Origin of the sequence: Citromicrobium bathyomarinum (assembly GCF_021021475.1) — a bacterium.
GTDB lineage: Bacteria > Pseudomonadota > Alphaproteobacteria > Sphingomonadales > Sphingomonadaceae > Alteriqipengyuania > Alteriqipengyuania bathyomarina.
The window spans coordinates 620,477-643,963 of sequence record NZ_JAINWL010000002.1 but is presented as its reverse complement, the minus strand read 5'-3'; the positions used below and the strand labels follow the sequence as shown (position 1 = coordinate 643,963).

Below are 23,487 nucleotides of genomic sequence, written 5' to 3'. Positions count from 1 at the left end.
AAGCTGCGATCGTGCTCATTTTCGGTTATGGCGCGTGCCACCGATTCCCTATCCCGCTCACAGGAAGACCCGATGCCCGCGATCCAGACCGCCCCGATCCAGACCGATCGCCGCAAGTTTCTCGCCGGAACCGGCGCAGCATTCGGCGCGCTGCTGGCGAGTGGATGCACCACGAACAGGATGGTGACGGCAGCCGGCACCGCGAGCTTGCCCGCCTACGGCCCGCTGCAACCCGACCCCGCCGGAATGCTCGATCTGCCCGCCGGATTCTCGTACCGGCTGCTGTCCAGCCTCGGCGAGGCCATGAGTGATGGCGGGACCGTGCCCGACAAGGCAGACGGCATGGGCTGCTTCGCCCTCGGCAATGGTGAGATCGCCCTCGTGCGCAACCACGAACTGGTGCCGGGCGACGGCGCGGGTGGCCCGATCGCCAGGGGCTTCGGCACCCGTAATGGCGAGATCGTACCGGGTGGGACGACCAATATCGTGCTCGACGCAAACACGCTGGAGGTGAAGCGCCAGTTCCGCACGCTGGGCGGCACGATCCGCAATTGCTCGGGCGGGGTCACACCGTGGAACACCTGGCTGACGTGCGAGGAGTCGCCGACCGGCCCCGGCCAGCGCTATGGCGAGGGCCTGGCGCAAAATCACGGCTGGGTGTTCGAAGTGCCCGCCAATGCCTCCGGGCTGGTCGATCCCGTCCCGCTGACCGCGATGGGACGCTTCAACCACGAGGCTGCCTGCGTCGATCCGGAGACGGGGATGGTCTATATGACCGAGGACCGCGACGACGGCGTGCTCTATCGTTTCATCCCGAAGGAACGCGGCAAGCTGCGCGCGGGCGGAAGGCTGCAGGCCATGGCGATCGACGGCCTCGCCGATACCCGCAACTGGGATGCGCCGGTCATGCCGGTGCAAAAGCCGTACGAAGCGCGCTGGATCGATCTCGACGAAGTAGAGGCTCCGCTGGACGACCTGCGCATCCGCGCGGTCGCGAAGGGCGCGGCGCTGGTCGCACGCGGCGAAGGCATCCACATGGGCACCGACGACCTGTTCGTGTGCTCGACCAGCGGTGGGCAGAAGGGGCTCGGGCAGATCTTCCGCTTCGTCCCCGGTCGCGGACGCGGGCCGGACATGGTGGAACTTTTCTTCGAGAGCGAAAGCGAGGACCAGTTCAATTTCGGCGACAACCTGACCGTGGCGCCGAACGGCCACCTGATCGTGTGCGAGGATCAGTACACCGATGTCGTCGACAACCACCTGCGTGGAATCACGCCGGATGGTCGCGCCTACACGCTTGCTCGTCTCACCATGCAGACCGAACTGGCCGGGGCCTGCTTCTCACCCGACGGCAAATGGCTCTTCGTAAACGCTTATTCGCCTACGCGCACCGTGGCGATTACAGGGCCGTGGGATCGGTTCATGACCTGAGGCGGATCACTCGCCGGGGTGAAGGGTCACGCTTGCTCGCAGGCCTGCATCGCCTCGCGCGCGAGCCGGGCGAGGATCGGGAACTTCGTTGCCCGCTCTGCCGCCTGCGCGCTGGCGGCATTGCCGCGGATTACCCGGCCCTTGATCCCGTGGAAGATCGCCGCGAGGCGAAAGAAGTTGAACGCGATGTAAAAATCCCAGTTGGGAATGCTCTCCCGCCCGGTCCGCGCGCAATAGGCAGCGACATACTCCGCCTCGCTCGGAATACTGAGTGCGGCCAGATCGGCACCATGCAGCCCCGCCACGATGTCCGGAGGCATCCGGTACATCATCGCGTTATAGGCGAAATCGGCGAGCGGGTGGCCGAGCGTCGACAGCTCCCAGTCGAGCACTGCGAGCACGCGCGGCTCGTCGGGTGCGAAGATCATGTTGTCGCAGCGCAGATCGCCATGGACGATCGCGGTTTCCTCACCCGGCGGGATATTCTCGGGCAGCCATTCGACCAGCGCGTCCATGTCCGCGTTACGGCCCGCCTCTTCGTCGCCCAGATATTGCTTCGACCACCGGGCAATCTGGCGTGCGAAGTAGTTGCCGGGCCTGCCGTAGTCGCCCAGCCCGACCGCCTCGGGATCGACCCCGTGCAATTGGGCGAGCACGCCGTTCATCGCCGCAAAGTAGTCCGGCCGCGCATCGCGGGGCACATCGGGGAAGGTCGCGTCCCAGAAGATGCGCCCTTCGACCATCTCCATCACGAAGAACGGCGTGCCGAGCACGCTCTCGTCCTCGCACAGGCCGTGAATTGCCGGAACGGGAAAGCCGTTCCGGCCCAGCGCCGCCATAACCCGCGCCTCGCGTTCCACCGCGTGCGCACCCTTGAGGATTTCGCCCGGAGGCTTGCGCCGCAGCACGTAGCTGCGCGTCGGCGTGGTCAGCCGGTAGGTCGGGTTTGACTGCCCGCCCTTGAACTGGTCCACCTCCAACGGTCCGGCAAACCCGTCGACATGGCCGCGCAGCCACGCCTCCAGCGCCGCACGGTCCAGTTCGTAGCCCGCGCGGACAGCCGTGGTGCCCGTATTCCCCTCTGCTGCGGCGCTCATGCCGACGCGGCGGCCTCGCGGTGGGCCTTCTTGATCTTCTTGGCGAGCGACCATTTGTGCACCTCGGTCGGGCCATCGTAGATCCGGAACGCGCGCAGCTCGCGAAACACCTGCTCGACAATGGTCTGGTCGGTCACTCCGGTGCCGCCCATCACCTGCACGCAGTTGTCGGCCACCCGCATCAGCGCTTCGGAGACCGCGACCTTCGCCATCGAGCTTTCAGTGGTGCCCAGATCGCCCGTGTCGAGCACGCTGGCGCACCAGTAGATCATCAGTTCGGCCTGCTTGAGGTCGATCTGGTTCTGCGCGAGCATGAAGCCCACGCCTTCGTGATCGATCAGCGGCTTGCCGAAGGCCTGACGGCGGCAGGCATAGTCGCTGGCGATCTCCTGACACCGGATCGCCGCGCCCAGCCAGCGCATGCAGTGCGACAGGCGCGCGGGCGACAGGCGCACCTGCGCGTAACGGAAACCCTCACCCGCCGCGCCGAGCATCTGGTCCGCAGGCACGCGCAGATTCTCGATCGTGACGTCCGCGTGGCCGCCGGGCATCGAATTGTCGATCGTGTTGGGCGCGCCCTCGATCCGGATGGCGGGATCAGGCAGGTCGACCAGGAACATGCAGGCCCCGCCGCCTTCGTCCACGCCCTCGGCGCGCGCCATCACGATGCCCACGCCTGCGCCGTCGGCTCCGGTGATAAAGCGCTTGCGCCCGTTCACCACCCAGTGATTGCCGTCCAGCTTGCAGGTGGTCTTCATCATCGAAGGATCGGACCCGGCCCCGCCCCAGTCGGCAGGCTCGGTCATGAAGAACGCGCTTTGCTCGTCGCCCGAAACCAGTCGGGAGAGGAATTTCTCCTTCAGGTGATCGCTGCCGACATGGCCCAGCAGGTACATGTTGCCCTCGTCCGGCGCGTTGGTGTTGAGCGCCAGCGGGCCGAGCGGCGAGAGGCCCGATTTGATCAGCACATAGGCAGTCTCGACCTGGGTCAGGTGGCTGCCGTCCTCCATGATGTGCGGCGTCATCAACCCTGCCTCGCGGGCGAGCGCGCGGATTTCGCGGACCAGTTCGCGGGTCGGCGCACCGTGATGGTCGCGGCGCGGGTCGTGCTCGTAAGGCGCGATCTTGCTCCGCACGAAGTCCTCCACCCGATCGCCGATGTCCCGGGCGCGTTGCGAAACCTCGATCATTCTCAATCCTTCAGATTATCTCAGTGATGGGTGGGCCCGGCTATTCGGCCCAGCGCAGCTCCAGCTGCAGCAGCGAGCCGACATTGCCGCCACGAAACGTCGGCTGCACATCTTCGGCCAGTGAGAAATGCGGCATATGGGCGAGCCATTCTTCCAGCACCACGATCGCTTCCAGCCGGGCGAGCCCCGCACCCACACAGCGGTGCGGGCCGACCCCCATGGTGGTATGGCGCACCGGCGACAGGCCTCGATCGAAGTCGACGTTCTCCGGGTCATCGAAACAGGCCGGGTCGAGATTGTGCAGCACGCTGGGCAGATAGATCAGATCGCCCTCGCGCACTTCCACCCCGTCGACCTCGGTCGTCTCGACGCAGTTGCGGGTGACCGAAACCGTGGGATAGCGCCGCATCAGTTCGTCGACTGCGGCGGGAATGCGCGAGGCATCCTCCCGCAGGTACTCCTGATCGTCGGGATGGCGCGCGAGGTGCATGATCATGTTGCCCATCATCGCGACCACCGTATCGAGCCCGCCGAACAGCAGATTGCGACACATCCGCTGTGCCTCGTCGAAAGTCCAGGCGCGCCCCTCGATCGGGACCGAGAGGATCCGGCTGAACAGGTCGCTGCCCGGATTGGCCAGCCGTTCGCGGATATAGGGCTCCAGATAGGCATCGGCGGCGTCACGCAGTTCGACAACCGTCATCGATCCGTCGGGCCGGGTCAGCTGCTGGCCCAGCGGGCGCAGCTTCGCGCGGTCTTCAGGCGGAACGCCGATCAGCGTCAGGAAGATATGGATCGGCAGGATTTCGGCGAATTGCGACATGAACTCGCACCCGCCCTTGCCCATCAGCCCTTCGATGAGCAGGCGAGCCTGTTCGCGGACCAGCGGCTCCATCGCGACGACGTGGTTATTCGCGAAGCCCTTCATTACCGCCATGCGGAACGGCTTGTGCTCGGGCGGGTCCTGCTGGAGCGGGATGAACTCCATCACCTCGCCGAGGCCAGGAGTCACCGCAAGCGCTTCATTGGAAAAGCGCTCCGCGTCGCCCCACAGGCTGCGCACCACTTCTCCGCAGGCGCCGATCCAGTGCCCGCCGTTTTCGGTTGTCCAGACGAGGCCGGGGCCGCCGAGCAGGGATTTCCACGCGGCGAAGAAATCCTGCTCCCCACCGGGCGGCGCGAACACGTTGAAATCGACCACCCGGTCTGCCGGGACGTGATCCGGTATTGGCTGCGCGCTCATCCTCCCACTCCCCCGGCCCGTGGGCCTATCCCAGCGTCCGAAGCGGCTCGTTGCCGTCCCAGTCGCGCGCGGCATCGCGCATCATCGTGAAAAGCTGTTCGCCCTGCTCGGACTTTTCGAGGATCTCCAGCAGCCCGCCCGGCCCCGCCCCGGGATCGACATAATAGACCCGCGCGCCGCCGAAGGTGCCTTCGACGATGATCTCGGCCCCCGCATCGCCGACCGCTTTCTTCGCCGCCTCGAAATCCTCGACGATCACCAGCGTGTGGTGCAGCCGGTCTTTCACCCCGTATTCGCCGTTATAATGGGCAGGCGCGTCATTCTCGGGCCGGAAAAGCTCGATCTGGATGTCGTTCCAATAGGCCATCGCGACCGAGAAACGCGCATCGGTCGGCTCGCCGCGATAATGCATGTTCTCCAGCGTAATGTTCTCGAACAGGAAGAAGGGGCCGACCCCCATCGTCTCGGTCCAGTATTTCAGCGCCGCGTCGAAATCGCTCGGCACGTAGGCGAGCTGCTCGCACGGCCCCAGAGCGGTGAGACTTCCAGGCTTGGGCATTGGTTCTTCTCCAGCAGATCACGCCCCGATGGACTTTGCTCAGGCGAACAATTCCTCGGGGTTCTCGAACAGGGTCTTGAAGGTCGCGAGGAACTTCGCCCCCGCCGCACCATCGATCGCACGGTGATCGACCGACAGGGTCAGCGAGATACGCGTCTCGAACGCGATTGCCCCATTCTCGCCCTCGGTCGGCACGCGCGAGGCGGTTCCGACCGCGAGGATCGCGGCCTGCGGCGGATTGATGATCGCATCGAAATTCTCGATCCCGAACATGCCGAGGTTGGACACGGTGAAAGTCCCGCCGTCGAGATCGTCGTAGCCCAGCCGGCCAGCCTCCGCCTTGTCGATCAGCGCACGGGTCGCCTTTGCGATCTGCCCGATGCCGAGCCGGTCGGCCTGACGCACGATCGGCGTCATCAGCCCATTGGGCGAGGCAACCGCAACCGACACATCGGCGTGGGGGAAACGATGGATTTCCTCGCCATGCAGCTGCACGTTGACCTCTGGATGACGCCGCAGCGCACGCGCCGCCGCCATCACCACGAAATCGTTGAGCGAGGCCTTGCTGCCCAGCACCAGATTGGCGTGACGGCGCAGCGCGATAACCGGATCGGCGCAGACCGACGTCCGCAGGTAGAAATGCGGGATGTCCTGCTTGGCCGCGGTGAGCCGCTTGGCGACCACCTTGCGCACGCGATCGAAGGGCTCGATCTCCGGCCTGTTGTCGACCGGCACGAACGGCGCGTCGCTGGCGGTGCCCTGCCCTTCCAGCAGTTTGAGCACATCGGCCTTGCGAATCCGTCCGCGCGGGCCGGTGCCTTCAACCGGGCCCAGATCGACCCCGTTCTGCGAGGCAATCCGCCGGGCGAGCGGAGAGGCGAACACCTCAAGGTTCTCCTCCGGATGATCGACCGGACCGCGCAGCTGCGGCGTACGCGCCGGGCGCGCCGCCTGCTGGACGTCCTGCAAGGTAATCCGGCCCTCGCGACCCGAACCCTCGATGCCCGAAATATCCACGCCCTCGGCCTCGGCGAACTTGAGCGCTTCGGGGCTGATGGGGCGATTGGTGTCGATCTTTACCGGCTTCTTTTCGCCGCCACTGGCATCCTTGGGCGGCACGGGCTGATCGTCCGCCACCTTCTGCGCGGCGGGCTTCTTCTTGCGGACGCTGCCCAGCGCAGAGGTCGGCTTGAACCCGGCAACGAAGCTGTCGATCGCTTCCGCATCGGCGCTACCATCGCCGAACACGGCGAGCAGGCTGCCGACGGCTTCGGCATCGCCGCCCGCCTTCACCACGATCCGTTCAACGACACCGTCTTTCTCGGCCTCGACCTCGTTGGTGATTTTGTCGGTTTCGATCAGGCACAGCAGATCGCCTTTCTTGAAGGCGTCGCCTTCGCTCACCATCCATTCGGCAAGCGTTCCCTCGGTCATCTCGATGCCCCATTTGGGCATGCAAAAGGCGCGCAGATCGGTCATTCCATCCGCCTCCTCAGCGATAATCGAGTGTTTTGCGAACCGCGGCTTCGACCTGGTCGTCGGACGGCAGGTATGCCTGCTCCAGCTCGAGCGCGAAGGGCACGGGCGAGTGCGGCGCAGTGACCATCTCGACCGGGGCACGCAGGCTGGAAAACGCCTTGCGCGCAACCAGCGCGGCAATGTCGGTCGCCAGATTGCAGCGCGGCGGGGCCTCGTCGACGATCACCAGACGCCCGGTCACCTCGACCGAATCGAGGATCGCTTCCTCATCCATCGGGCTGGTCGTGCGCAGGTCCAGCAGGTCGACGCCGATGCCGTCTTCGGCCATCCGCTCCGCCGCGGCTTCGGCCACTCCGACCATCATGCCGGTGGCGATTACCGTCACATCCTCGCCCGCGGTCACCTGACGCGCATGGCCGAAGGGGATAGTGTAATCGCCCTCCGGCACTTCGCCCGAGACGCCGTAAAGCGCCTTGTGCTCAAGGAACATCACCGGATCGTCGCCGCGAATGGCGGTGCGCAGCAGGCCGCGCACATCTTCGGGCGTGGATGGCATCACCACCTTGAGGCCCGGCATCCCGGTCAGGATCTGGTGGACGCACTGGCTGTGCTGCGCCGCGGCGTTGTACCCGCCGCCATAGGCCATGCGGATCACCGCCGGGCAGCGCGTCTTGCCGCCGAACATGTAGCGGAACTTGCCGATCTGGTTCCACAACTGGTCGAGGCTGACCCCGATGAAGTCAGCGAACATCAGCTCTGCAACCGGGCGCTTGCCACTGAGCGCGAGGCCGCCGGCAGTGCCCACGATCGCGCTCTCGGAGATCGGGGTGTCGATCACGCGGGATGCGCCGAACTGTTCAAACAGCCCGGTAGAGGTCGACCAGATACCGCCGATCGCCTCCGGCCCGCCAGCGGTCCCCATGCCGCCGACCACGTCTTCGCCAAGCACCACGACGCTTTCGTCGCGGGCCATTTCTTCGCGGATCGTTTCGCGAACCGCGTCGCGATACATCATTTCAGCCATAGCTCAGCGCTCTTCAATAAGTGACATAGACATCGGTGAGGACATCCTCGGCGGTCGGCCGGGGGGCGGCGCGTGCCGCCTCCACCGCCGCCTCGACATCGGCGTGCGCCGCCTTGTTGAGTTCGTCGAGCGCGTCGGTTTCCAGCAGCCCCGCTTCGGTGGCGCGGCGGCGGAAGATCTGGAGGCAGTCGCGTTCCTTGCGGATCCGGTCGAGTTCGCCGTCGCCGCGATAGTTCTGCGGGTCGCCTTCGAAGTGGCCGTAGAAGCGCTCCGTATCGAACTCGACCGCCGCCGGGCCGTTGCCGGCACGGACATATTCGAGCAGTTCGCGCATGGTCTCGTAGACAGCGAAGAAATCGCAACCGTCCGCGCGCCACACGCGCATGCCGAACGCCTCCGCGCGGCTGGCAATGTCGTTGGCGGTGCCGACCGCGTAATCATCGCCGGTATGTTCGGAATAGTGGTTGTTCTCGAACACGAAGATGCACGGCGCGTTGGTGACGACCGCCATGTTCATCGCTTCGAAGGTCGTGCCCTGGTTGCACGCCCCGTCGCCCGAGAAGGCGATCGCAACGCGGCCTTCCCCGTCGAGCTTGTTGGACAGCGCCGCGCCCACCGCGATCGGCGCGCCTGCGCCGACGATGCCGTTCGCGCCCAGCATGCCCTTGTCGACATCGGCGATATGCATGGAGCCGCCCTTGCCCTTGCACAGGCCTTCGGTGCTGCCCCAGATTTCCTTCATCATCCCCTGCACATCGCAGCCCTTGGCGAGGCAGTGCCCGTGGCCGCGGTGGGTGGAGACGATCTTGTCTTCGGTATCGAGATGTTCGCACACGCCCACCGCGACCGCTTCCTGGCCGCAATAGAGGTGGGTGAACCCGGCGACCTCGCCGGTGGCGATCACATCGTGCAGGCGTTCCTCGAACGCCCGGATCGTGGCCATCCTTCGATAGGCCTGTAGCAGCTGCTCACGGCTCAATTGCATGGTTCTCTCTCCCTCGCGCTCACATGCCGAGCACGGTTTTTGCTATAATTGTCGACTGCACTTCGTTGGTGCCGCCGAAGATGCTCCAGGCACGACTATTGAGATAGCGTGCCATCGCAACCTGCGCGTCCTCCGATCCGATCGGCTCGGGCACATCCTCGCCGTATAGCGGCCTCTCGACCGGCAATTGCAAGGCGCGCGGGCCGTACAGATCCACCGCCAGGAGATCGATGTCCTGGTTGAGGCTGGATGCGATGAGCTTGGTGAGCGAGGTCTGCGGACCGGGATCGCGCCCCTTGGCAACGTTGGCGAGGATCTTGAGCTCGATCATTTCGAGCGCTTCCTGCCGCAACCGTAGCCGCGCGACCCGCCGCCGCCAGGCGAGATCATTGGCCAGCGTACCGCCAGCGCTATCGGGCATGTCGGCTGCCGCCCGTTCGATCACGTCGAGCGCATGGCCCAGCTTGGGCGCATGGCACGATCCGCCACGCTCGTTCTCCAGCAGGAACTTGGCGATGGCCCAGCCCGCGCCCTCTTCCCCGACGAGGTTCTCGACCGGCACCTCGACATTCTCGAGGAACACCTGGTTCACATCGTGATCGCCGGCGATGTTGTGGATCGGGCGCACGCTGATCCCCGGCGTGTCGAGATCGATCAGCAGGAAGCTGATACCCGCCTGCTTCTTGCCGCTGTTATCGGTGCGGACCAGCGCGAACATGCGGTTGGAAAACTGCGCATGGGTGGTCCAGATCTTCGATCCGTCGACCACGTATTTATCGCCGTCGCGCCGCGCGCGGCACGAGAGGCTGGCGAGGTCCGAACCCGAACCGGGTTCGGAGAAACCCTGGCACCAGTAGTCCTCGCCCGAGAGAATGCGGGGAAGGTAATAGTCCTTCTGCGCATCGCTGCCGAAGGTCCACAGCACCGGCGCGACCAGCTTGGTCCCCATGACCGCAGAGTTGGGCGCGCCTGCGAGCGCGAGTTCCTTTTCGAAGATATACTTCTTGGTCGCGGACCAGCCGGTCCCGCCATGCGCCTCGGGCCACTGGTAGGCCAGCCAGCCTTCTTCGTTGAGCTTCGCCATGAACGGAACCGCCACGTCGGGCTCTGCGAAGACACCGGGCGAAAGCCTCGCCCCGCGCTTGAGCTCGGGGGTGAGGTTGGCCTTCAGCCACTCCTGAAGCTCGCTGCGGAAGCGCTCTTCTTCTTCGGTCAGCGCAATATCCATCTATCGCTCCAGGATCGTCACGGCGGAAACACCGGGTGCGCCATAGACATGACTGTAGGCGGTCTTGGGATCGCCCGGCACCTGTCGCGCCCCGGCATCGCCGCGCAGCTGAATGACATTTTCGTAGACCTGCCGCAGGCCGCTCGCCCCGATGGGTTCGCCGCAGGCAATGCAGCCGCCATCGGTGTTGACCGGAAGCCGTCCGTCGATCGCGGTCGCCCCCTCGGCCAGCCAGGCCTCCTGCTCGCCGTCGGCACAAAAGCCGTTCTCGGCCATGTGCATGATTTCCGCGCCCGCTTCAGTGTCTTGCAATTGCGCGATGTCGATCTCGTCCGGACCGATCCCCGCCGCCTCGAACGCCGCCGCACTGGCCAGCGCGGTGGCGGTTCCACCACGTTCGATATCGATCGACGGGGCGAAGACCTCGAAACTGCCCGGCGGGCGGGTCCGCATCGTCGCCGCCTTCAGCCGGATCGGCTTGCAGCCAAGTTCACGCGCCTTGCGCTCGCTCGCCAGGATCAGCGCGACCCCGCCCTCGGCGGGCGAGCAGAACATGTACTTGCTGTAGGGATCGCTGATCATCGGTGCCTGGAGAATCGTCTCCAGATCGATCGGCTCGCGCCGCCACGCGTGGGGCGCGTGGGCACCATTGCAGAACGCCTTTTCGGCCACGCGGCCCAGGCTGTCGCGCGAGATGCCGTGCAGTTCCATGTAGCGCATAATCTTCATCGCGAAGAACTGCGTGGTGACCATGTAGCCGGCTTCGCCATACCAGTCAGGCAGGCCGTATTCGGCGGGCTTCGCATCGAAAGCGCCGCGCGGATGCTTGTCGAAGCCGACCGCGATGCCGAGGTCGAAATCACCCGATTTGATCGCCATCTGCGCGCTGAACAGAGCCGATCCGCCCGCCGCGCAGCCATTGCGCACATTGATGAACTGAACCCCGGTGAGGCCCAGCCGCTCGACCATCGTATCGGGATTGCCCGCCGCATCCGAGCTGCCATAGGCGAACTGGATGTCGGGCCACTCGACCCCGGCATCCTTAAGCGCTTCGCGTACCGCGAACACGCCCTGGTCGATCCCTTCGACCCCGTCGGTTCGCCCGAAGGGATGAATCCCCACGCCGATAATGCACACATCGCTCATGCTGCGGTCTCCACCGGTTCGAACGCAGGGATCGCGCGCGGCTGTTCCGCCTCGTCGTCCAAGGCCGCGAGCGTGAAGCGCAGCGGCATTCCGATCGCCAGATCCTCGAACGCGACGTTGACGAGCCGCGCCTCGACGATCGTCTCGCCAGGCAATGCGACATAGCCGAGCGCCCACGGCCTGAAATCCTCAGACCCTTCATAGGGCGGAGATTTGGGGCGGAAACGCTGGATCGTGTACGACCACAAGCTGCCCTCGCTCGAAAGCGGATGCGGCTCGAAATCTCCGTTTTCCGGACAGGGAAACACGATCCGGCCGGTATGGCGATTGCGCCCGCCGATCAGCCTCGGCGGCACGTCCTGTGTAAACAGCCCTTCGGCTATCGCGCGCATCGACACCTCTTTCCCTCTCATCTTGGAGGCAACGATAGTCGTGTCTTCGCAGCCTATCCCATTCCCCAAAGTGCTAGGTCACACCAGGCCGCCATGCGTGGGATGACACCACAAAAGGGAGAGCGGCATGGCCGGCGAGTGGGATTACATCGTGGTTGGCGCAGGTTCGAGCGGCTGCGTAATGGCCGAAAGGCTGAGCGCGAGCGGCCGCCATCGGGTGCTGGTGCTGGAGGCCGGCGGCGAGAGCGGGTTCTGGAACCGCGTGCCCAAGGGGGTCGCCAAGCTGGTCACCAATCCCGACAAGATCTGGGCCTACAAGGTCACCCAGCCACGCATTCCGGAAGGCGAGGCCAGCGAATTCTGGATTCGCGGCAAGGGCGTCGGCGGATCGAGCTCGGTCAACGGCATGATCTGGAGCCGCGGCGAGGACGAGGATTACGACGCGTGGGAACGCGATCACGGCGCAACCGGGTGGAACGCGGCCGCAATGCTGGGTGCCTTCAAGCGGCTGGAAGATCACGCCGATGGCCCGACCGACCGCTTGGGTTCCGGCGGGCGGGTCCATGTCGAGCCCGAGATTTTCACCTATCCGCTGGCCGAAGACATGATTGCGGCGGGTGAAAGCCTGCAATTGTCGCGCGTGCGTGAACTCAATGCCCGCCCCGGCGCGCGGGTCGGCTATTACAGCCACAATATCCGCAAGGGCAAAAGGGAAAGTGCGGCGCAGACCTTCCTGCGGCCTGCCCGCAAGCGCGACAACGTGACCGTGGTCACCGGCGCGCGCGCACAGCGCATCACTTTCGACGGACGCCGCGCAAACGGGATCGAAGTGGCTGTGGACGGAGAGCTTCGGCATTTCGCGTGCGCGGGCGAGGTGATCGTGTGCGCAGGCGCCATCGAAAGCCCCCTGCTGCTACAGCGTTCGGGGATCGGCGATGCCACCTTGTTGCAGGAACGAGGCGTCGCGCCGCTGGTCGACAATCCCCATGTCGGGCAGCACCTCAACGAACATCTCTCGCTCTCCATGCCCTACCGGCTCGACCGCGGGAAAGGCACCAACCGGCATTTCTACGGAACCGGCGCGGCGCTGGCGATGGCGCGCTACCTGTTGACCGGCGGCGGGATCATGGCGACCGGCCCGTTCGAGGTCGGCGCGTTCCTCAACGTCCACCACCCCGACGGGCGGACCGATGCGCAGTTCTACCTCGGGGGCTACACCTTCGAGGTCGGGGACGAGAACAACCCCGTCCCGCTCGACAAGATCGACCGGCGCCCAGGGCTGACCATCTATGGCTCGCTGCTGCGCCTGACCAGCGAGGGGAGTATTGTGATCGGTGGGCCGGACCTCGACGATGCGCCCGAAATCACGCCCAACTTTCTCTCGACCGAGCACGACCGGGCGAGCGCCATAGCGATGGTCCGCAAGATGCGCGCTTTCGTGGACGCGCCACCGCTGGGCGACAAGGTGGGCGAGGAAATGCTGCCGGGCCGCGAAGTCGACAGCGACGAGGACATCCTAGCCTTCTTCCGCCGCTATTCGAGTTGCGGACTGCACGGGATCGGCACCTGCCGGATGGGCTCGGGCGACGATACGGTGGTCGATCCGGACCTGCGCGTGCGCGGGGTCGAGGGTGTGCGCGTCGTCGACTGCTCGGTCATTCCTGGCCATGTCACAGGCAATACCAATGCACCGGCAATGGCGCTCGGCCTGCTGGCAGCGGAGCGGATGGGAGCCTGATCCGGCTGGCGGGGCTCAGTTGTTCTGGGAGATATAACCCAGCTGCGCGGCCTTGAAGACCGTCTGGCTGCGATTGACGGCGTTCAGCTTGATCGAAGCATTGTGCATGTGGAACCGCACGGTCGCACGGCTACGCGACATGATCATGCTGATTTCCAGATCGGTCTTGCCGATCGCCGCCCAGCGCAGACATTCGACCTCCCGCTTCGACAGGCGCGAGCCCGCCGGAAGCGGCTCGGGCGAGGTCATCACCACGGTGTAGCTGGAGATGAACGCGCGCGAGAGGATCGCGAACAGATCGGCATATTCCTCGTAATCTGCGGCCAGATCGATCCTGTCCTCATCCAGCGGGTTGAAGCTGACCGCGCCGATCCGCCCGAAGGCCATGTGCACCGGCACCACGATCGCCGCGCGGGTCATCGCCCGCTTGGTGAAGTTGGTGAGGTCGATCTTCTCGAGATAGGCGTTGGGCAGGCGGGTGCGGAAACCGTCCTCGTTCACCCAGTAGGGTTCGTTCTCGAACCGGCACGCGGTGGTGATCGGACTGTCGAGCGCGATCCGTGAATTGCGCCACCACGCACTTTCATCACCCGCCCAGCCGAACACCTCCATGGCGAGGACATTGCCGTCCTTGTCCACAGGGGTTCGCTTGTCGGCGATATCGTGCGCCGGGGCGACGCGATAGCCACGCTCCAGCGCGACTGCGTGCAGGGCCTCCGCCGCTGGGCGGATGTCGTCCTGGTCGGTGATCCTGACCGAAGCCAGATCCTTCAATTGAAATTCAGACATGTTCTCTCCGACACCCCCAATACGGCCTGCGGCCCCGCCCAGCAACCTCGCACAGCTAGCCTTTTGGGGAGAGGCAGCGCGATTGCGGCTCGGCTATTTTGAGCAGCTGACGGGAGAAGGAGAAACCGTGAATTTCGACCTGACGGAAGACGAGCAGATGCTGAAGGCCGTCGCCGAGCGCTTTTTGGACAACCAGTATGCGGGGGAGGAACGACGCGAGTATCAATCACAGCCGTGCGGCTTCGAACCCCGAAACTGGGCGTTGCTGGGGGAACTGGGGATTCTCGCCGCCAGCTATCCCGAAGAGGCCGGCGGGCTGGACCTCGGCGCGACGTCGATCTCGCTGATCCATCACGCCATGGGGCGCGGTCTCGCGGTTGAGCCGCTGATCGACTGCGCGCTGCTGGCAGGCGGCATTCTCGTGCGCGCGCAGGACGAGATTGCCGGGCAATGGGCGGACGCCCTCGCGAACGGGGCAAAGCGTGCAGCCCTCGCCCACAACGAATTCGACGCCCCGGGCGGCTGGAGCGGCCTGCGCACCCAGGCGCGCAAGGCGGGCGACACCGTGCAGATCACGGGCACCAAGCCGTTCACGATGGGCGGCTGCGGGGCCGATCTCTATCTGGTTAGCGCGCTTGATGACGAAGCCGCCGACGGCGGCGCGCTCTATCTCGTCGCTGCCGATGCCGATGGCCTCGATGTCGAAACCTGGCGGGTCGCCGACGGGTCGATGGCGGCCATGCTGCGGCTGACCGACGTGCGCCCGATCGCGCGGATCGAGAACGGCGCGCGCCTGCTCGCGCAGGTGGAGCAGACTGCCTCGCTCGCCCGCTCGTCCGAGATGGTCGGGATCATGGAGCGCTTGTTCGAACACACGCTCGACTACCTGCGTCAGCGCGAGCAGTTCGACCAGCCGCTCAGCCGTTTCCAGGCGATCCAGCATCGCATGGCCGCGCTGTACGCCAAGCTCGAACAGGCCAAGTCGCTGCTCGACTTCGCGATCGTGAGCGAGGGCACGTCGGACTATGCGAAACGCCTGGACGGCGCGCGCGCCTTCATCGCGGAAACGGGGATCGAACTGGGCCATGAGGCGATCCAGCTGCACGGGGCGATGGGGATCACACAGGAACTGTCGATCGGCCAGGGGCACAAGCGGCTGATGGTGCTGTCGCGCTGGCCCGAAGCGCCCGACGCCGCGCTCGACCGGTTCGCCCTGGCCAGCTAGGCCGGGGTTCCCCGGGAGCGTTGAAGATCAGGCTGGCTCGCGATCCTTGAGCCAGGCGATACCCCGCCGCAGCAGGTCGTAGAACACCGGCAGATCCCACGCACAGCGATCGAGCGTGGGCCACCACGGCGCCAGCGGCTGAAGGTCGTAATGCCCCCGGCAATGGCCCAGCGTGTTGTAAAGCACCCCGCCCTTCCCGCGCGGCTTCAGATAGAAAACCGGATGTTTGCCCGGCGCATCCGCCGCCTCGCGAAAGCCGGTGCCTTCCTCCGCAGTCTCGGTCTCCAGCAGCACATGAAGGTCGCCGTGCGTCTCAAGATGGTAGAGCTCGTCGGTGGTCTCGAACGGCTCCACTCCTTCCACCAGCGGGTGCGTGGGATCGGCGACCGTCACCGTATAGGGCGCGATCGGCGGATGACTGACGAACTGGCTGCCCAGCAGGTCCATCATCAGCGGGGCCCAGCGCGGGGCCTCCCACACGCCGTCGTCCATCAGGCGCAGGATCGAATTGGTCCCGTGCAGCGCATACCAGCGCCCGCCCGCATCCAGCCAGTCGCGCAAGACCTCCTGCGCGGCGAGCGAGGGGACCACGTCGCAGGTATACGAGATGATCATGTCCGCTTCGCGCAGGGCGTCGAGATTTTCGTAATCCTCGAACACGCGGGTACGGATCTCGGGATGCTCGGCCAGCAGCTTGAGCAGTTCCAGCCGGGCGAAGTCGATATCGTGATAGAGCCCGCCGGCCACCAGCACGCAGTCGATGCGCTGGGGGTGGTCGTCCTCGGTCGCGTGGGCCAGCGGATCGGGTCCGTGATCGGTATCGCTCATGCGGTCTTGCCCGGCGCAGCGCCGCCCAGTTCGCCGTCGATATATTTCATCATGGTATCCTGGAACTGGCGCAGGCGGATTTCCTGATAATTGCCCAGCTGGACCTCGCCCGTCTTGTGCACCTTCAGGCCTTCCTGAACGTAGGGCAGGTTGTCCATGTCCTGCTCGAACACTTCGCCCAGCCCGCCCAGCTCGGGCGCCTCGGTCCATTTCTGGTCGATAGTGAGATACTTGAGCGGCGCGCCTGCGGGCTTGGGCTCGCCCTTCTTCACGCGGGCAAGCACGCGCACTTCCATCACGCAGGTATCGGGCGTCTTTCCGGGATACCAGCGGTAGACGATGTTGGGCATGTAGCCGCCCCAAGGCGCGAAGTTGGGGAACACGTTGTAGACCAGCGCATCGAGCACTTCGGCGTCCGTCGCGTGCGAGTGATCGTAGCCGGTCTGTTCGGTATAGACCTCGCGCATCCGGTCGCCCAGCGCCTCGCGCGCGGTCTTCCCCTCGGGCACCTCGATCGCCATCGGATCGGCATCGGGGTCGTAGTTGTCGGAACTGCGTCCGTTATACTTGATGAACTCGTCGACGATCCACTGTTCGCCCTGCCCCTCGGCAACGTGCGGGCTCATCACCCCGAACGGCACCAGGTTGACGTTCACGTGATCGCCATAAGTCCAGTAGGCACCGTTGCAGTCGCCGGTGAAGGGCAGCAGCTGCGGGTGCGTGACGACCGTGTGCCAGGCCTCCATGAAGGCCTCGGCCGTTACCTTCCAGTTGGCTGGAACCTCCTTCGCCACGCGCATCACGGTGACGCATTCGTCGTGCCGCCAGCGCTTGAAGTGATCGGGTAGCGGCGCGAGGTATTCCTCCAGGCTCGGGCCGCCCTTCTCCTCGCGGATGAAGATATAGCCCTGCCAATGGCCGACTTCGGCATCGGGCAGGTCGAGGTTCTTGTCCTTGAGATGCGGGAAATCCCACTGGCACGGCGCCTTGTTGAAGCTGCCGTCCTTGTTCCACGAGAACGCGTGGAACGGACAGGTAAAACCGTCGGGCGCGCTGCCATCTTCCGTGCGCAGCTTGCGGCCGCGATGCAGGCAGACATTGTGCATCGCGCGGACCGATCCGTCTTCCTGACGCACGACCAGCCAGGATCGACCGGCAATCTCGTGAACGATGTAATCGCCGGGTTCGGGCAAGTCTTCCTCGCGCGCGGCGAATTGCCACACGTAAGGCCACATCCGCTCGCGCTCCAGCCGGGCGAATTCCTCGCTGGTGTAACGCTCCGCCGGGATCGGTTCGGAGCCACGATATTCGTAGCTTTCCTCGATCAGGAAATCGGGCACCTCGCGCGAATCGCGCTTCATGAAATCGACCCAGGTATCGCCTTCGCTGCGATCCTGGCCGGGTGCTACCTGCGGATCTTGTTCGGCCATGTCAGTGTCCTCTCGTGCCGTCTGCGTGCGGCTTCTCGTTTGCATCCGTAATGCCGACCGAGGCCCATGTCGTCACCTTGCCGAAATCATAGGTTACAGAGCATGGCGTGCGCGGCAGGATCGCCTGAATAAGAAAATGGGAGAGTAGGATTTGACTGAACGGCTGGCAGGCAAGGTCGCGCTGGTTACCGGCGGGACAAGCGGCATCGGCGCGGGCACCGTCGCGCGCCTTCGCAGCGATGGGGCGCAGGTATTTTTCACCGGTCGCAACGAAGACGCCGGCAGCGAGATCGCGGGGCTGACCGGCGCAACATTCATCCGCCACGAAGTTTCCGATGTGGACGGCTGGGCCGATGTGATCGCGCAGATTCGCGACGCGCATGGCCGGCTGGACATCGCCTTTGCCAATGCCGGCATGGAACGCGGCGACGGCAGTGTTGAGGACATTTCGCTCGACGGGTGGAACGGCATCCTCGCGGTCAACCAGACCGGCGTGATGCTGACCGTGCAGCACGCGATCCGCGCAATGCGCGACAATCCCGATGGGCCGACGGGCTCGATCATCATCAATTCCTCGATGAACGCGAACCGCGCGATGGGCAATTTCGTCGCCTATTCGGTGACCAAGGCGGCGGTGGTGGCGCTGGCGAAATCCGCTGCGATCCATTGCGGCAACCAGGGCTACAAGATCCGCGTCAATGCGATCCTGCCCGGCGTGGTGGAGACTGCGCTGATTTCCAACCTGATCGCCAGCAACGAAAACCCCGACGCAATGCGTGCCGGTTACGCCGGCATGTCCCCGCTCAAGCGCATGGGCGAGGTCGAGGAAATCGCGGCCCTGGTGTCGTTCCTCGGATCGGACGAGGCGGCGTTTATTTCCGGCGCAGACCTGACCATCGACGGTGCCAGCACCGCCGGGATGATGGGGCTGTGAGCGCGGGCAGGCTCGCGGGCCGCGTTGCTTTCGTCACCGGGGGCCTGCGCGGAATCGGCCATGCGGCTGCCGCGCGGATGCTTGACGATGGCGCAACCGTGATCGTCAGCGATCTCGATTCCGAAAGCGACGCGCACGACCTGCTTGGCGATCTGGCCGACAGGGTCGGCTACGTGCAGGCCAACGTGACCGACGAAGGCGACTGGGCGCGCGCGCTCGACCATGTCAAGCAGGCGCACGGTGCGTGCCACATCCTGGTCAACAATGCCGGGATCGACCTGACCGGTGCGGTCGAGACGCTCGAGCTGGAAGACTGGCGGCGGATCATGGCGATCAATGTCGATGGCGTCTTCATGGGCACCAAGCGCTTCGTCCCGCTGATGGCTGAAAGCGGCAGCGCGGTCGAAGGCGGGTCGAGCATCGTCAACGTCAGCTCGATCATGGGGCTGGTCGGCTATGCCGAAGTCTCCGCCTACAACGCCAGCAAGGGCGCGGTGCGGCTGTTCACCAAGGGCATCGCGATCGAGTTCGCGACCAAGGGCATGCCGATCCGCGCCAATTCGGTGCATCCCGGCTTCGTCGAGACGCCGCTGCTCAAGGCAGGTTTCCAGCGCTGGGTCGACAAGGGCGTGGCCGAAAAGCCGCAGGATCTGGTCGACGCGATGAATGCCGCGACCCCGATGGGCAGGCTCGCCCAGCCGCGCGAGATTGCGGCGGGCATCGCCTTTCTGGCGGGGCCGGACGCCAGCTACATGACCGGCTCGGAAATGGTGATCGACGGGGGATGGACCGCACAATGACAATTGCACTCGAAGGAATCGTCGCGCTGGTTACCGGCGCGAACGGCGGCATCGGCCGCGAAGTCGTCAAGGCAATGAAGGCGGCAGGTGCCACCGTGATCGCCAGCGATCTGGCCGATACCGACGAAAGCGGGGCAGACCACTACTTCCGCCACGATGTCTCCAAGCCGGAAGACTGGCAGCAGATCGCGGCTTTCGTGAAAACGGAGTTCGGCCACCTCGATGCGCTGGTGAACAATGCCGGCATCTCGACCGTGGCCTCGTTCGAGGAGACGCCGCTGAGCGAGTTTCACCGGATCAATTCGGTCAATCTCGACAGCATCGTGATCGGCACGCAGGCGCTGATGGAGATGCTTAAGGCAGGCGGGAAGCGGCGCGAGAGCGGCGCAGCGGTGGTCAACTTCTCCAGCGTCGGCGGGCAGCGCGGCGCGCCGTTCAACGCGGCCTATTGCACCAGCAAGGCCGCGGTCGCGATGCTCAGCAAGTGCACCGGCGCGGAGTTCGCCGCGCTGGGATACAACATCCGCGTCAACAGCGTGCATCCCGGCGGGATCGATACCGGCATGATGCGCTCGATCGCGGCCCGCTATGTCGAGCTGGGCGCTGCCCCCGACGTCGACACCGCGCTGGCCAATGTCGCCACGCGCCACCCGATCGGCCGGATGGGCCGACCCGACGAACTGGCCGGCGGGGTCGTCTTCCTCTGCTCCGACGCAGCCAGCTTCATGACCTGCGAGGAACTGAACATCGACGGCGGCTACGTCTTCACCTGATCGGCTACCGGGCCGCGCGAGCGGCCCGGCCCCTCAGCCGAAAGGCGTGAAGGTCAGTCGTGCTATCCGCCAGGTTCCATTGACCTTGCTCGCATCCACGGCATAGGCACCGCGCATCGAGAAGGCATCGCCCCCGTTCGGCATGCCATGCGCGACCACGTAGGCGCTCAGCTGCGCGGTCTCCGTATCGCGGGTCTCGACGAGGAAGTTGGACAGGTAGTGCTCCAAGGAGGCCATGCTCGTGAACATGCCGTCGATCATCGCGCGTACCGCCGCGCGACCTTCGGCAACGGGCGCGCCAACCGCTGAATTGTCGAGCACGCCATCCTCGGCGTAGTAGGCGGCCGCATCGTCCGCGCTCGCCCGGCGGTCGATCGCGCGGCAATAGCCGACCAGCATATCCTGCAGGGCGAGACGTTCCTCGGTCCCGGTTCCGCTCATTTCGCCTTGTCCATGCCGCCGAAATGCTGTTGCGGCTCGGTCGGCCCGCCCAGGACGATGTCGTTGAGCAGTTCATGGAAGCGCTGGATGCGCTTTTCCTGGTGGGTCAGGATGCAGCCCTTGAACCCGCGCGAATTGAGGCCCTGCTGCTGCGTGGTCCCGATGGAGAGATCCTGATCGGCCACGAAGCCGAGCGACTGGCCATCGCCATAGACCGAATGACGCGCCTCGGCATCATGGCGCAGCGGCAGTTCGCCCACCGGGGTCACCACGGTCTCCATACCTTCGACCGGCGGATAGAGGCACCAGTGCTGGAACACGCATTTGGCCGGGTCGGTCGGGTGCGGTTCGGTGCGCAGGATCTGGCACTGCTCGGGCGACATGGTCAGTGTCAGGTTGGGGAACATCGTGCAGTGGAAATAGTCGACCAGCTGCTGGTCCGACATCTGATGGTAATTGGTGAAACCACGCCCCGGCCCCAGCCGCCGCTTGGCCTCGATGATCGCCTCCCGGATTTCCGCCGGCCGGCCCTCGTATTCGTCCGGATCGACATCCCACTGCCGGGCAATCTCGTCCAGCGGGGTCGGCACCGCTTCGAAGTGCTGGCGCGTGGTCGCCTGATGGCCCTTCATCCACATCGCGTTGTGGCCGCTATCGTACATCTCGAACACGGTGTCCGGCAGGCCGTCATTGATGAAGGTCGCCAGTTCGGGATGGATCGTGGGCAGGTGATAGCTCTCGTTGAAATTGTCGCGGATGATCTTCCAGTTGAACTCCGCGTCGGCGGAGATGTTGAGCACCCTGACCCAGTTTTCGAGGCCATATCCCTCCAGCCGCTCAGGATAGGGGGACAGCCATTCGAGCAGCGGCGGCACGTCCTCGTCCATGCACCAGAACACGAACGGGCCCCACGTCTCGCAGCGCAGTTCGGTCAGGTGGACCTTGCCGCATGGATTGCCGCCGGGAAAATCGTCCGCGTCCTGCACTTCGACCAGCGTACCCGCCGGATCGAACTGCCAGCCGTGGTAGGAACACACGATCCGATCGACCGCAGCGACATCGCCCAGAACCAGCCGGTTCCCGCGGTGCGGGCAGGCATTGTAGAAGGCGCGGATCGAACCATCCGCCTGCTTGACCATGATCACCGATTCATTGGCGAAGTTGTGGCGCACGATGTCGCCTTCCTCCTCCAGTTCGGCGGTCACCGCGCCCAGGTGCCAGACCTTGGGCCACAGGTTGGCGAATTCCTTCTCCAGCCACTCCCTGGAGGTGTAACGATCGGCGGTGATCGTGTCGCCGCGCACCTCCTGATCGAAGCCTTCGGAATAGCGCGAGATGCCCTTCTCGATGTTCATAGCGTCCTCTTCATGTCCTGACTCGTAGCGGTCCGGCTTGTCGGGGTTTGCCCGTTTTCCCTTTGATGCGTCGTTTGGGCAGGCTGGGCCACTAACCGTTTATCCAGCTAGCGCCGGATAATGCGGACGCGAGCGGCCCGCCCGGCCCCTGCCCCTAAAGCTCGGGCTTGGGCGCGTCCGGATCATTGGCGAGATACCAGTTGACCCACTCGTGGAAGTACTGGTTGCCGCGCTCGTTCTTGCCGAAGACCAGGTCTTCGTGCGCGCCGCTAGCCAGGCCCTTCTGGATTTCCATCCCGATCAGATAGTCTTCCTCGTAGGTTACGTTGCGGAAGAAGTTCATCGCCCCTTCCACCGCCTCGCGATCCGCATCGTCCTTGATCGGTTCGCGGCGCAGATAGTTGAGCACGGTGCGGTTCTTGTCGGGCGTCGGCCCGGGGAACAGCTGCGCGATCTGGGTGATCTCGGGCGCGATGAAGGCGGAGACATTGGGGAACAGGATGCGCACGAAGTCGAACCCGTTGTTTTCCTGTTCGCCCCACTTGTCGCGCGGATGCTCGCGCAGCTTCTCTGCGATCGCATGGTGGGGGAAGCCGATCCGCAGGTTCGGGCCGAACGCCTCGTAATGCATCCGGTTGGATGGGGTCCGCGGAAAAATGGTCTCGGGATGCAGCGACCCGAAGTGATAGCCTTCCAGATAGCCGTCGAAGGCGATCTTCCAGTTCGCGCCTTCGATCTCGCGGCTGCCCATATAGGTCCAGCTGCCAAGGTCGAGATCGGCGAAATCATTGAGGTAACCCTGGAAGTACTCGTCGAGATCGATCGTTGCCTCCGGGTCGAGGCTGACGAAGATCATCCCCGCACGCTCTTCGCACGGCAGTTCGCGCAACGAGCGGTCCTGCTTGTCGACATCGCCGAACAGCGATTTTTCCGCCACGCCCAGGAGCTTGCCGTCCTGACCGTAGGTCCACGCGTGATATTTGCAGGTGAAGCGCGAGCAATTGCCGCGCCCGGCCTCTGCAACGGGCGCACCGCGGTGGGCGCATACGTTGAGGAAGGCGCGCACGGCGCCTTTTTTGTCGCGCGCGATCAGCACCGGCATGCCGACCGCATCCATCGCCTTGTAGTCGCCCGGCTCGGGCATTTCCGCAGTGAAGGCCAGCATCAGCGGCACCTTCTTGAAGATCAGGTCGATCTCCCGCTGGTACTGTTCGGGATCGACATAGGCCGCCGCCGGGACCCGCATGACCTCGGAGGTCTGGTGGGTCTTCTTGTTCTCGACATAATCGAGCATGATTTCGGCGACGTCGCCAACCTTCGCAATGCGATCGATCTTGCCCATGGGGTCTCTCCAGCCTTTATGGTTTTGCCAGCCACAGTGCCGCCCTACGCGCACGTGG

The 23,487-nt window shown here is 64.9% G+C and carries 22 protein-coding genes; 6 read left to right on the top strand and 16 right to left on the bottom strand.

The window, feature by feature from the left end:
- Window positions 1-72: 72 nt before the first annotated feature.
- Window positions 73-1,431 (top strand): alkaline phosphatase PhoX, encoded by a 1,359-nt coding sequence (locus K7H93_RS10980; RefSeq protein ID WP_230783633.1) that lies wholly within the window; start codon window positions 73-75, stop codon window positions 1,429-1,431.
- Between the two features lie 26 nt (window positions 1,432-1,457).
- On the opposite strand, the gene K7H93_RS10975 is transcribed toward K7H93_RS10980, so the two are convergent.
- The 10 genes from K7H93_RS10975 to K7H93_RS10930 are packed head-to-tail and all read right to left on the bottom strand — an operon-like array spanning window position 1,458 to window position 11,774.
- A complete protein-coding gene (locus tag K7H93_RS10975) occupies window positions 1,458-2,528 on the bottom strand; it encodes a phosphotransferase (RefSeq protein ID WP_230783632.1) in 1,071 nt (356 codons plus the stop codon).
- Window positions 2,525-3,718, bottom strand: a complete 1,194-nt coding sequence (locus tag K7H93_RS10970) for an acyl-CoA dehydrogenase family protein (protein WP_197637174.1) — start codon at window positions 3,716-3,718, stop codon at window positions 2,525-2,527. Before K7H93_RS10970 ends, K7H93_RS10975 begins: the two co-directional genes overlap by 4 nt.
- Before the next feature lie 40 nt (window positions 3,719-3,758).
- Complete coding sequence (locus K7H93_RS10965; RefSeq protein ID WP_230783631.1) at window positions 3,759-4,961, bottom strand: cytochrome P450; 1,203 nt, start codon at window positions 4,959-4,961, stop codon at window positions 3,759-3,761.
- Between the two features lie 25 nt (window positions 4,962-4,986).
- Entirely contained in the window at window positions 4,987-5,520 is a 534-nt protein-coding gene (locus K7H93_RS10960) for a VOC family protein (RefSeq protein ID WP_230783630.1), read from the bottom strand.
- A gap of 39 nt (window positions 5,521-5,559) precedes the next feature.
- The gene (locus K7H93_RS10955) at window positions 5,560-6,999 is read right to left on the bottom strand and encodes a 2-oxo acid dehydrogenase subunit E2 (RefSeq protein ID WP_230783629.1); all 1,440 of its coding nucleotides are present in this window, start codon (window positions 6,997-6,999) and stop codon (window positions 5,560-5,562) included.
- A 13-nt stretch (window positions 7,000-7,012) separates the two neighbouring features.
- On the bottom strand, window positions 7,013-8,023 hold the full coding sequence (locus K7H93_RS10950; protein ID WP_010235107.1) for an alpha-ketoacid dehydrogenase subunit beta: 1,011 nt from the start codon (window positions 8,021-8,023) through the stop codon (window positions 7,013-7,015).
- Between the two features lie 13 nt (window positions 8,024-8,036).
- On the bottom strand, window positions 8,037-9,008 hold the full coding sequence (locus K7H93_RS10945) for a thiamine pyrophosphate-dependent dehydrogenase E1 component subunit alpha (RefSeq protein WP_230783628.1): 972 nt from the start codon (window positions 9,006-9,008) through the stop codon (window positions 8,037-8,039).
- A gap of 19 nt (window positions 9,009-9,027) precedes the next feature.
- Window positions 9,028-10,236, bottom strand: coding sequence for an acyl-CoA dehydrogenase family protein (locus K7H93_RS10940; protein WP_230783627.1), 1,209 nt, complete (start codon window positions 10,234-10,236; stop codon window positions 9,028-9,030).
- A complete protein-coding gene (locus tag K7H93_RS10935; RefSeq protein WP_230783626.1) occupies window positions 10,237-11,382 on the bottom strand; it encodes a thiolase family protein in 1,146 nt (381 codons plus the stop codon).
- Complete coding sequence (locus K7H93_RS10930) at window positions 11,379-11,774, bottom strand: Zn-ribbon domain-containing OB-fold protein (protein WP_230783625.1); 396 nt, start codon at window positions 11,772-11,774, stop codon at window positions 11,379-11,381. The genes K7H93_RS10935 and K7H93_RS10930 overlap by 4 nt, the downstream gene beginning before the upstream one ends.
- Before the next feature lie 127 nt (window positions 11,775-11,901).
- On the opposite strand from K7H93_RS10930, the gene K7H93_RS10925 reads away from it, so the two are divergent.
- On the top strand, window positions 11,902-13,512 hold the full coding sequence (locus K7H93_RS10925) for a GMC family oxidoreductase (RefSeq protein WP_230783624.1): 1,611 nt from the start codon (window positions 11,902-11,904) through the stop codon (window positions 13,510-13,512).
- A 15-nt stretch (window positions 13,513-13,527) separates the two neighbouring features.
- Here the strand turns inward: K7H93_RS10925 and K7H93_RS10920 are convergent, their stop codons facing one another.
- A complete protein-coding gene (locus K7H93_RS10920) occupies window positions 13,528-14,301 on the bottom strand; it encodes a helix-turn-helix transcriptional regulator (RefSeq protein WP_029140296.1) in 774 nt (257 codons plus the stop codon).
- 127 nt (window positions 14,302-14,428) lie between these two features.
- Here K7H93_RS10920 and K7H93_RS10915 point away from each other — a divergent pair, with 127 nt between their 5' ends.
- Window positions 14,429-15,526 (top strand): acyl-CoA dehydrogenase family protein, encoded by a 1,098-nt coding sequence (locus K7H93_RS10915; protein WP_230783623.1) that lies wholly within the window; start codon window positions 14,429-14,431, stop codon window positions 15,524-15,526.
- Between the two features lie 27 nt (window positions 15,527-15,553).
- On the opposite strand, the gene K7H93_RS10910 is transcribed toward K7H93_RS10915, so the two are convergent.
- Entirely contained in the window at window positions 15,554-16,354 is an 801-nt protein-coding gene (locus tag K7H93_RS10910) for a ThuA domain-containing protein (RefSeq protein ID WP_230783622.1), read from the bottom strand.
- A complete protein-coding gene (locus K7H93_RS10905) occupies window positions 16,351-17,784 on the bottom strand; it encodes an aromatic ring-hydroxylating oxygenase subunit alpha (RefSeq protein ID WP_010235095.1) in 1,434 nt (477 codons plus the stop codon). Before K7H93_RS10905 ends, K7H93_RS10910 begins: the two co-directional genes overlap by 4 nt.
- A 151-nt stretch (window positions 17,785-17,935) precedes the next feature.
- Here K7H93_RS10905 and K7H93_RS10900 point away from each other — a divergent pair, with 151 nt between their 5' ends.
- Genes K7H93_RS10900 through K7H93_RS10890 form a run of 3 tightly spaced genes read left to right on the top strand, consistent with a single transcriptional unit; the run spans window position 17,936 to window position 20,291 of the window.
- Entirely contained in the window at window positions 17,936-18,718 is a 783-nt protein-coding gene (locus K7H93_RS10900; RefSeq protein WP_230783621.1) for an SDR family NAD(P)-dependent oxidoreductase, read from the top strand.
- Complete coding sequence (locus K7H93_RS10895) at window positions 18,715-19,518, top strand: SDR family NAD(P)-dependent oxidoreductase (RefSeq protein ID WP_230783620.1); 804 nt, start codon at window positions 18,715-18,717, stop codon at window positions 19,516-19,518. Before K7H93_RS10900 ends, K7H93_RS10895 begins: the two co-directional genes overlap by 4 nt.
- Complete coding sequence (locus tag K7H93_RS10890; RefSeq protein WP_054527009.1) at window positions 19,515-20,291, top strand: SDR family NAD(P)-dependent oxidoreductase; 777 nt, start codon at window positions 19,515-19,517, stop codon at window positions 20,289-20,291. The genes K7H93_RS10895 and K7H93_RS10890 overlap by 4 nt, the downstream gene beginning before the upstream one ends.
- A 33-nt stretch (window positions 20,292-20,324) precedes the next feature.
- On the opposite strand, the gene K7H93_RS10885 is transcribed toward K7H93_RS10890, so the two are convergent.
- The 3 genes from K7H93_RS10885 to K7H93_RS10875 form a co-directional block, all read right to left on the bottom strand.
- Window positions 20,325-20,732, bottom strand: coding sequence for a nuclear transport factor 2 family protein (locus K7H93_RS10885; protein ID WP_230783619.1), 408 nt, complete (start codon window positions 20,730-20,732; stop codon window positions 20,325-20,327).
- Window positions 20,729-22,087, bottom strand: a complete 1,359-nt coding sequence (locus K7H93_RS10880) for an aromatic ring-hydroxylating oxygenase subunit alpha (protein WP_230783618.1) — start codon at window positions 22,085-22,087, stop codon at window positions 20,729-20,731. The genes K7H93_RS10885 and K7H93_RS10880 overlap by 4 nt, the downstream gene beginning before the upstream one ends.
- A gap of 154 nt (window positions 22,088-22,241) precedes the next feature.
- Window positions 22,242-23,429, bottom strand: a complete 1,188-nt coding sequence (locus tag K7H93_RS10875; RefSeq protein WP_010235085.1) for an aromatic ring-hydroxylating oxygenase subunit alpha — start codon at window positions 23,427-23,429, stop codon at window positions 22,242-22,244.
- Between the last annotated feature and the right edge of the window lie 58 nt (window positions 23,430-23,487).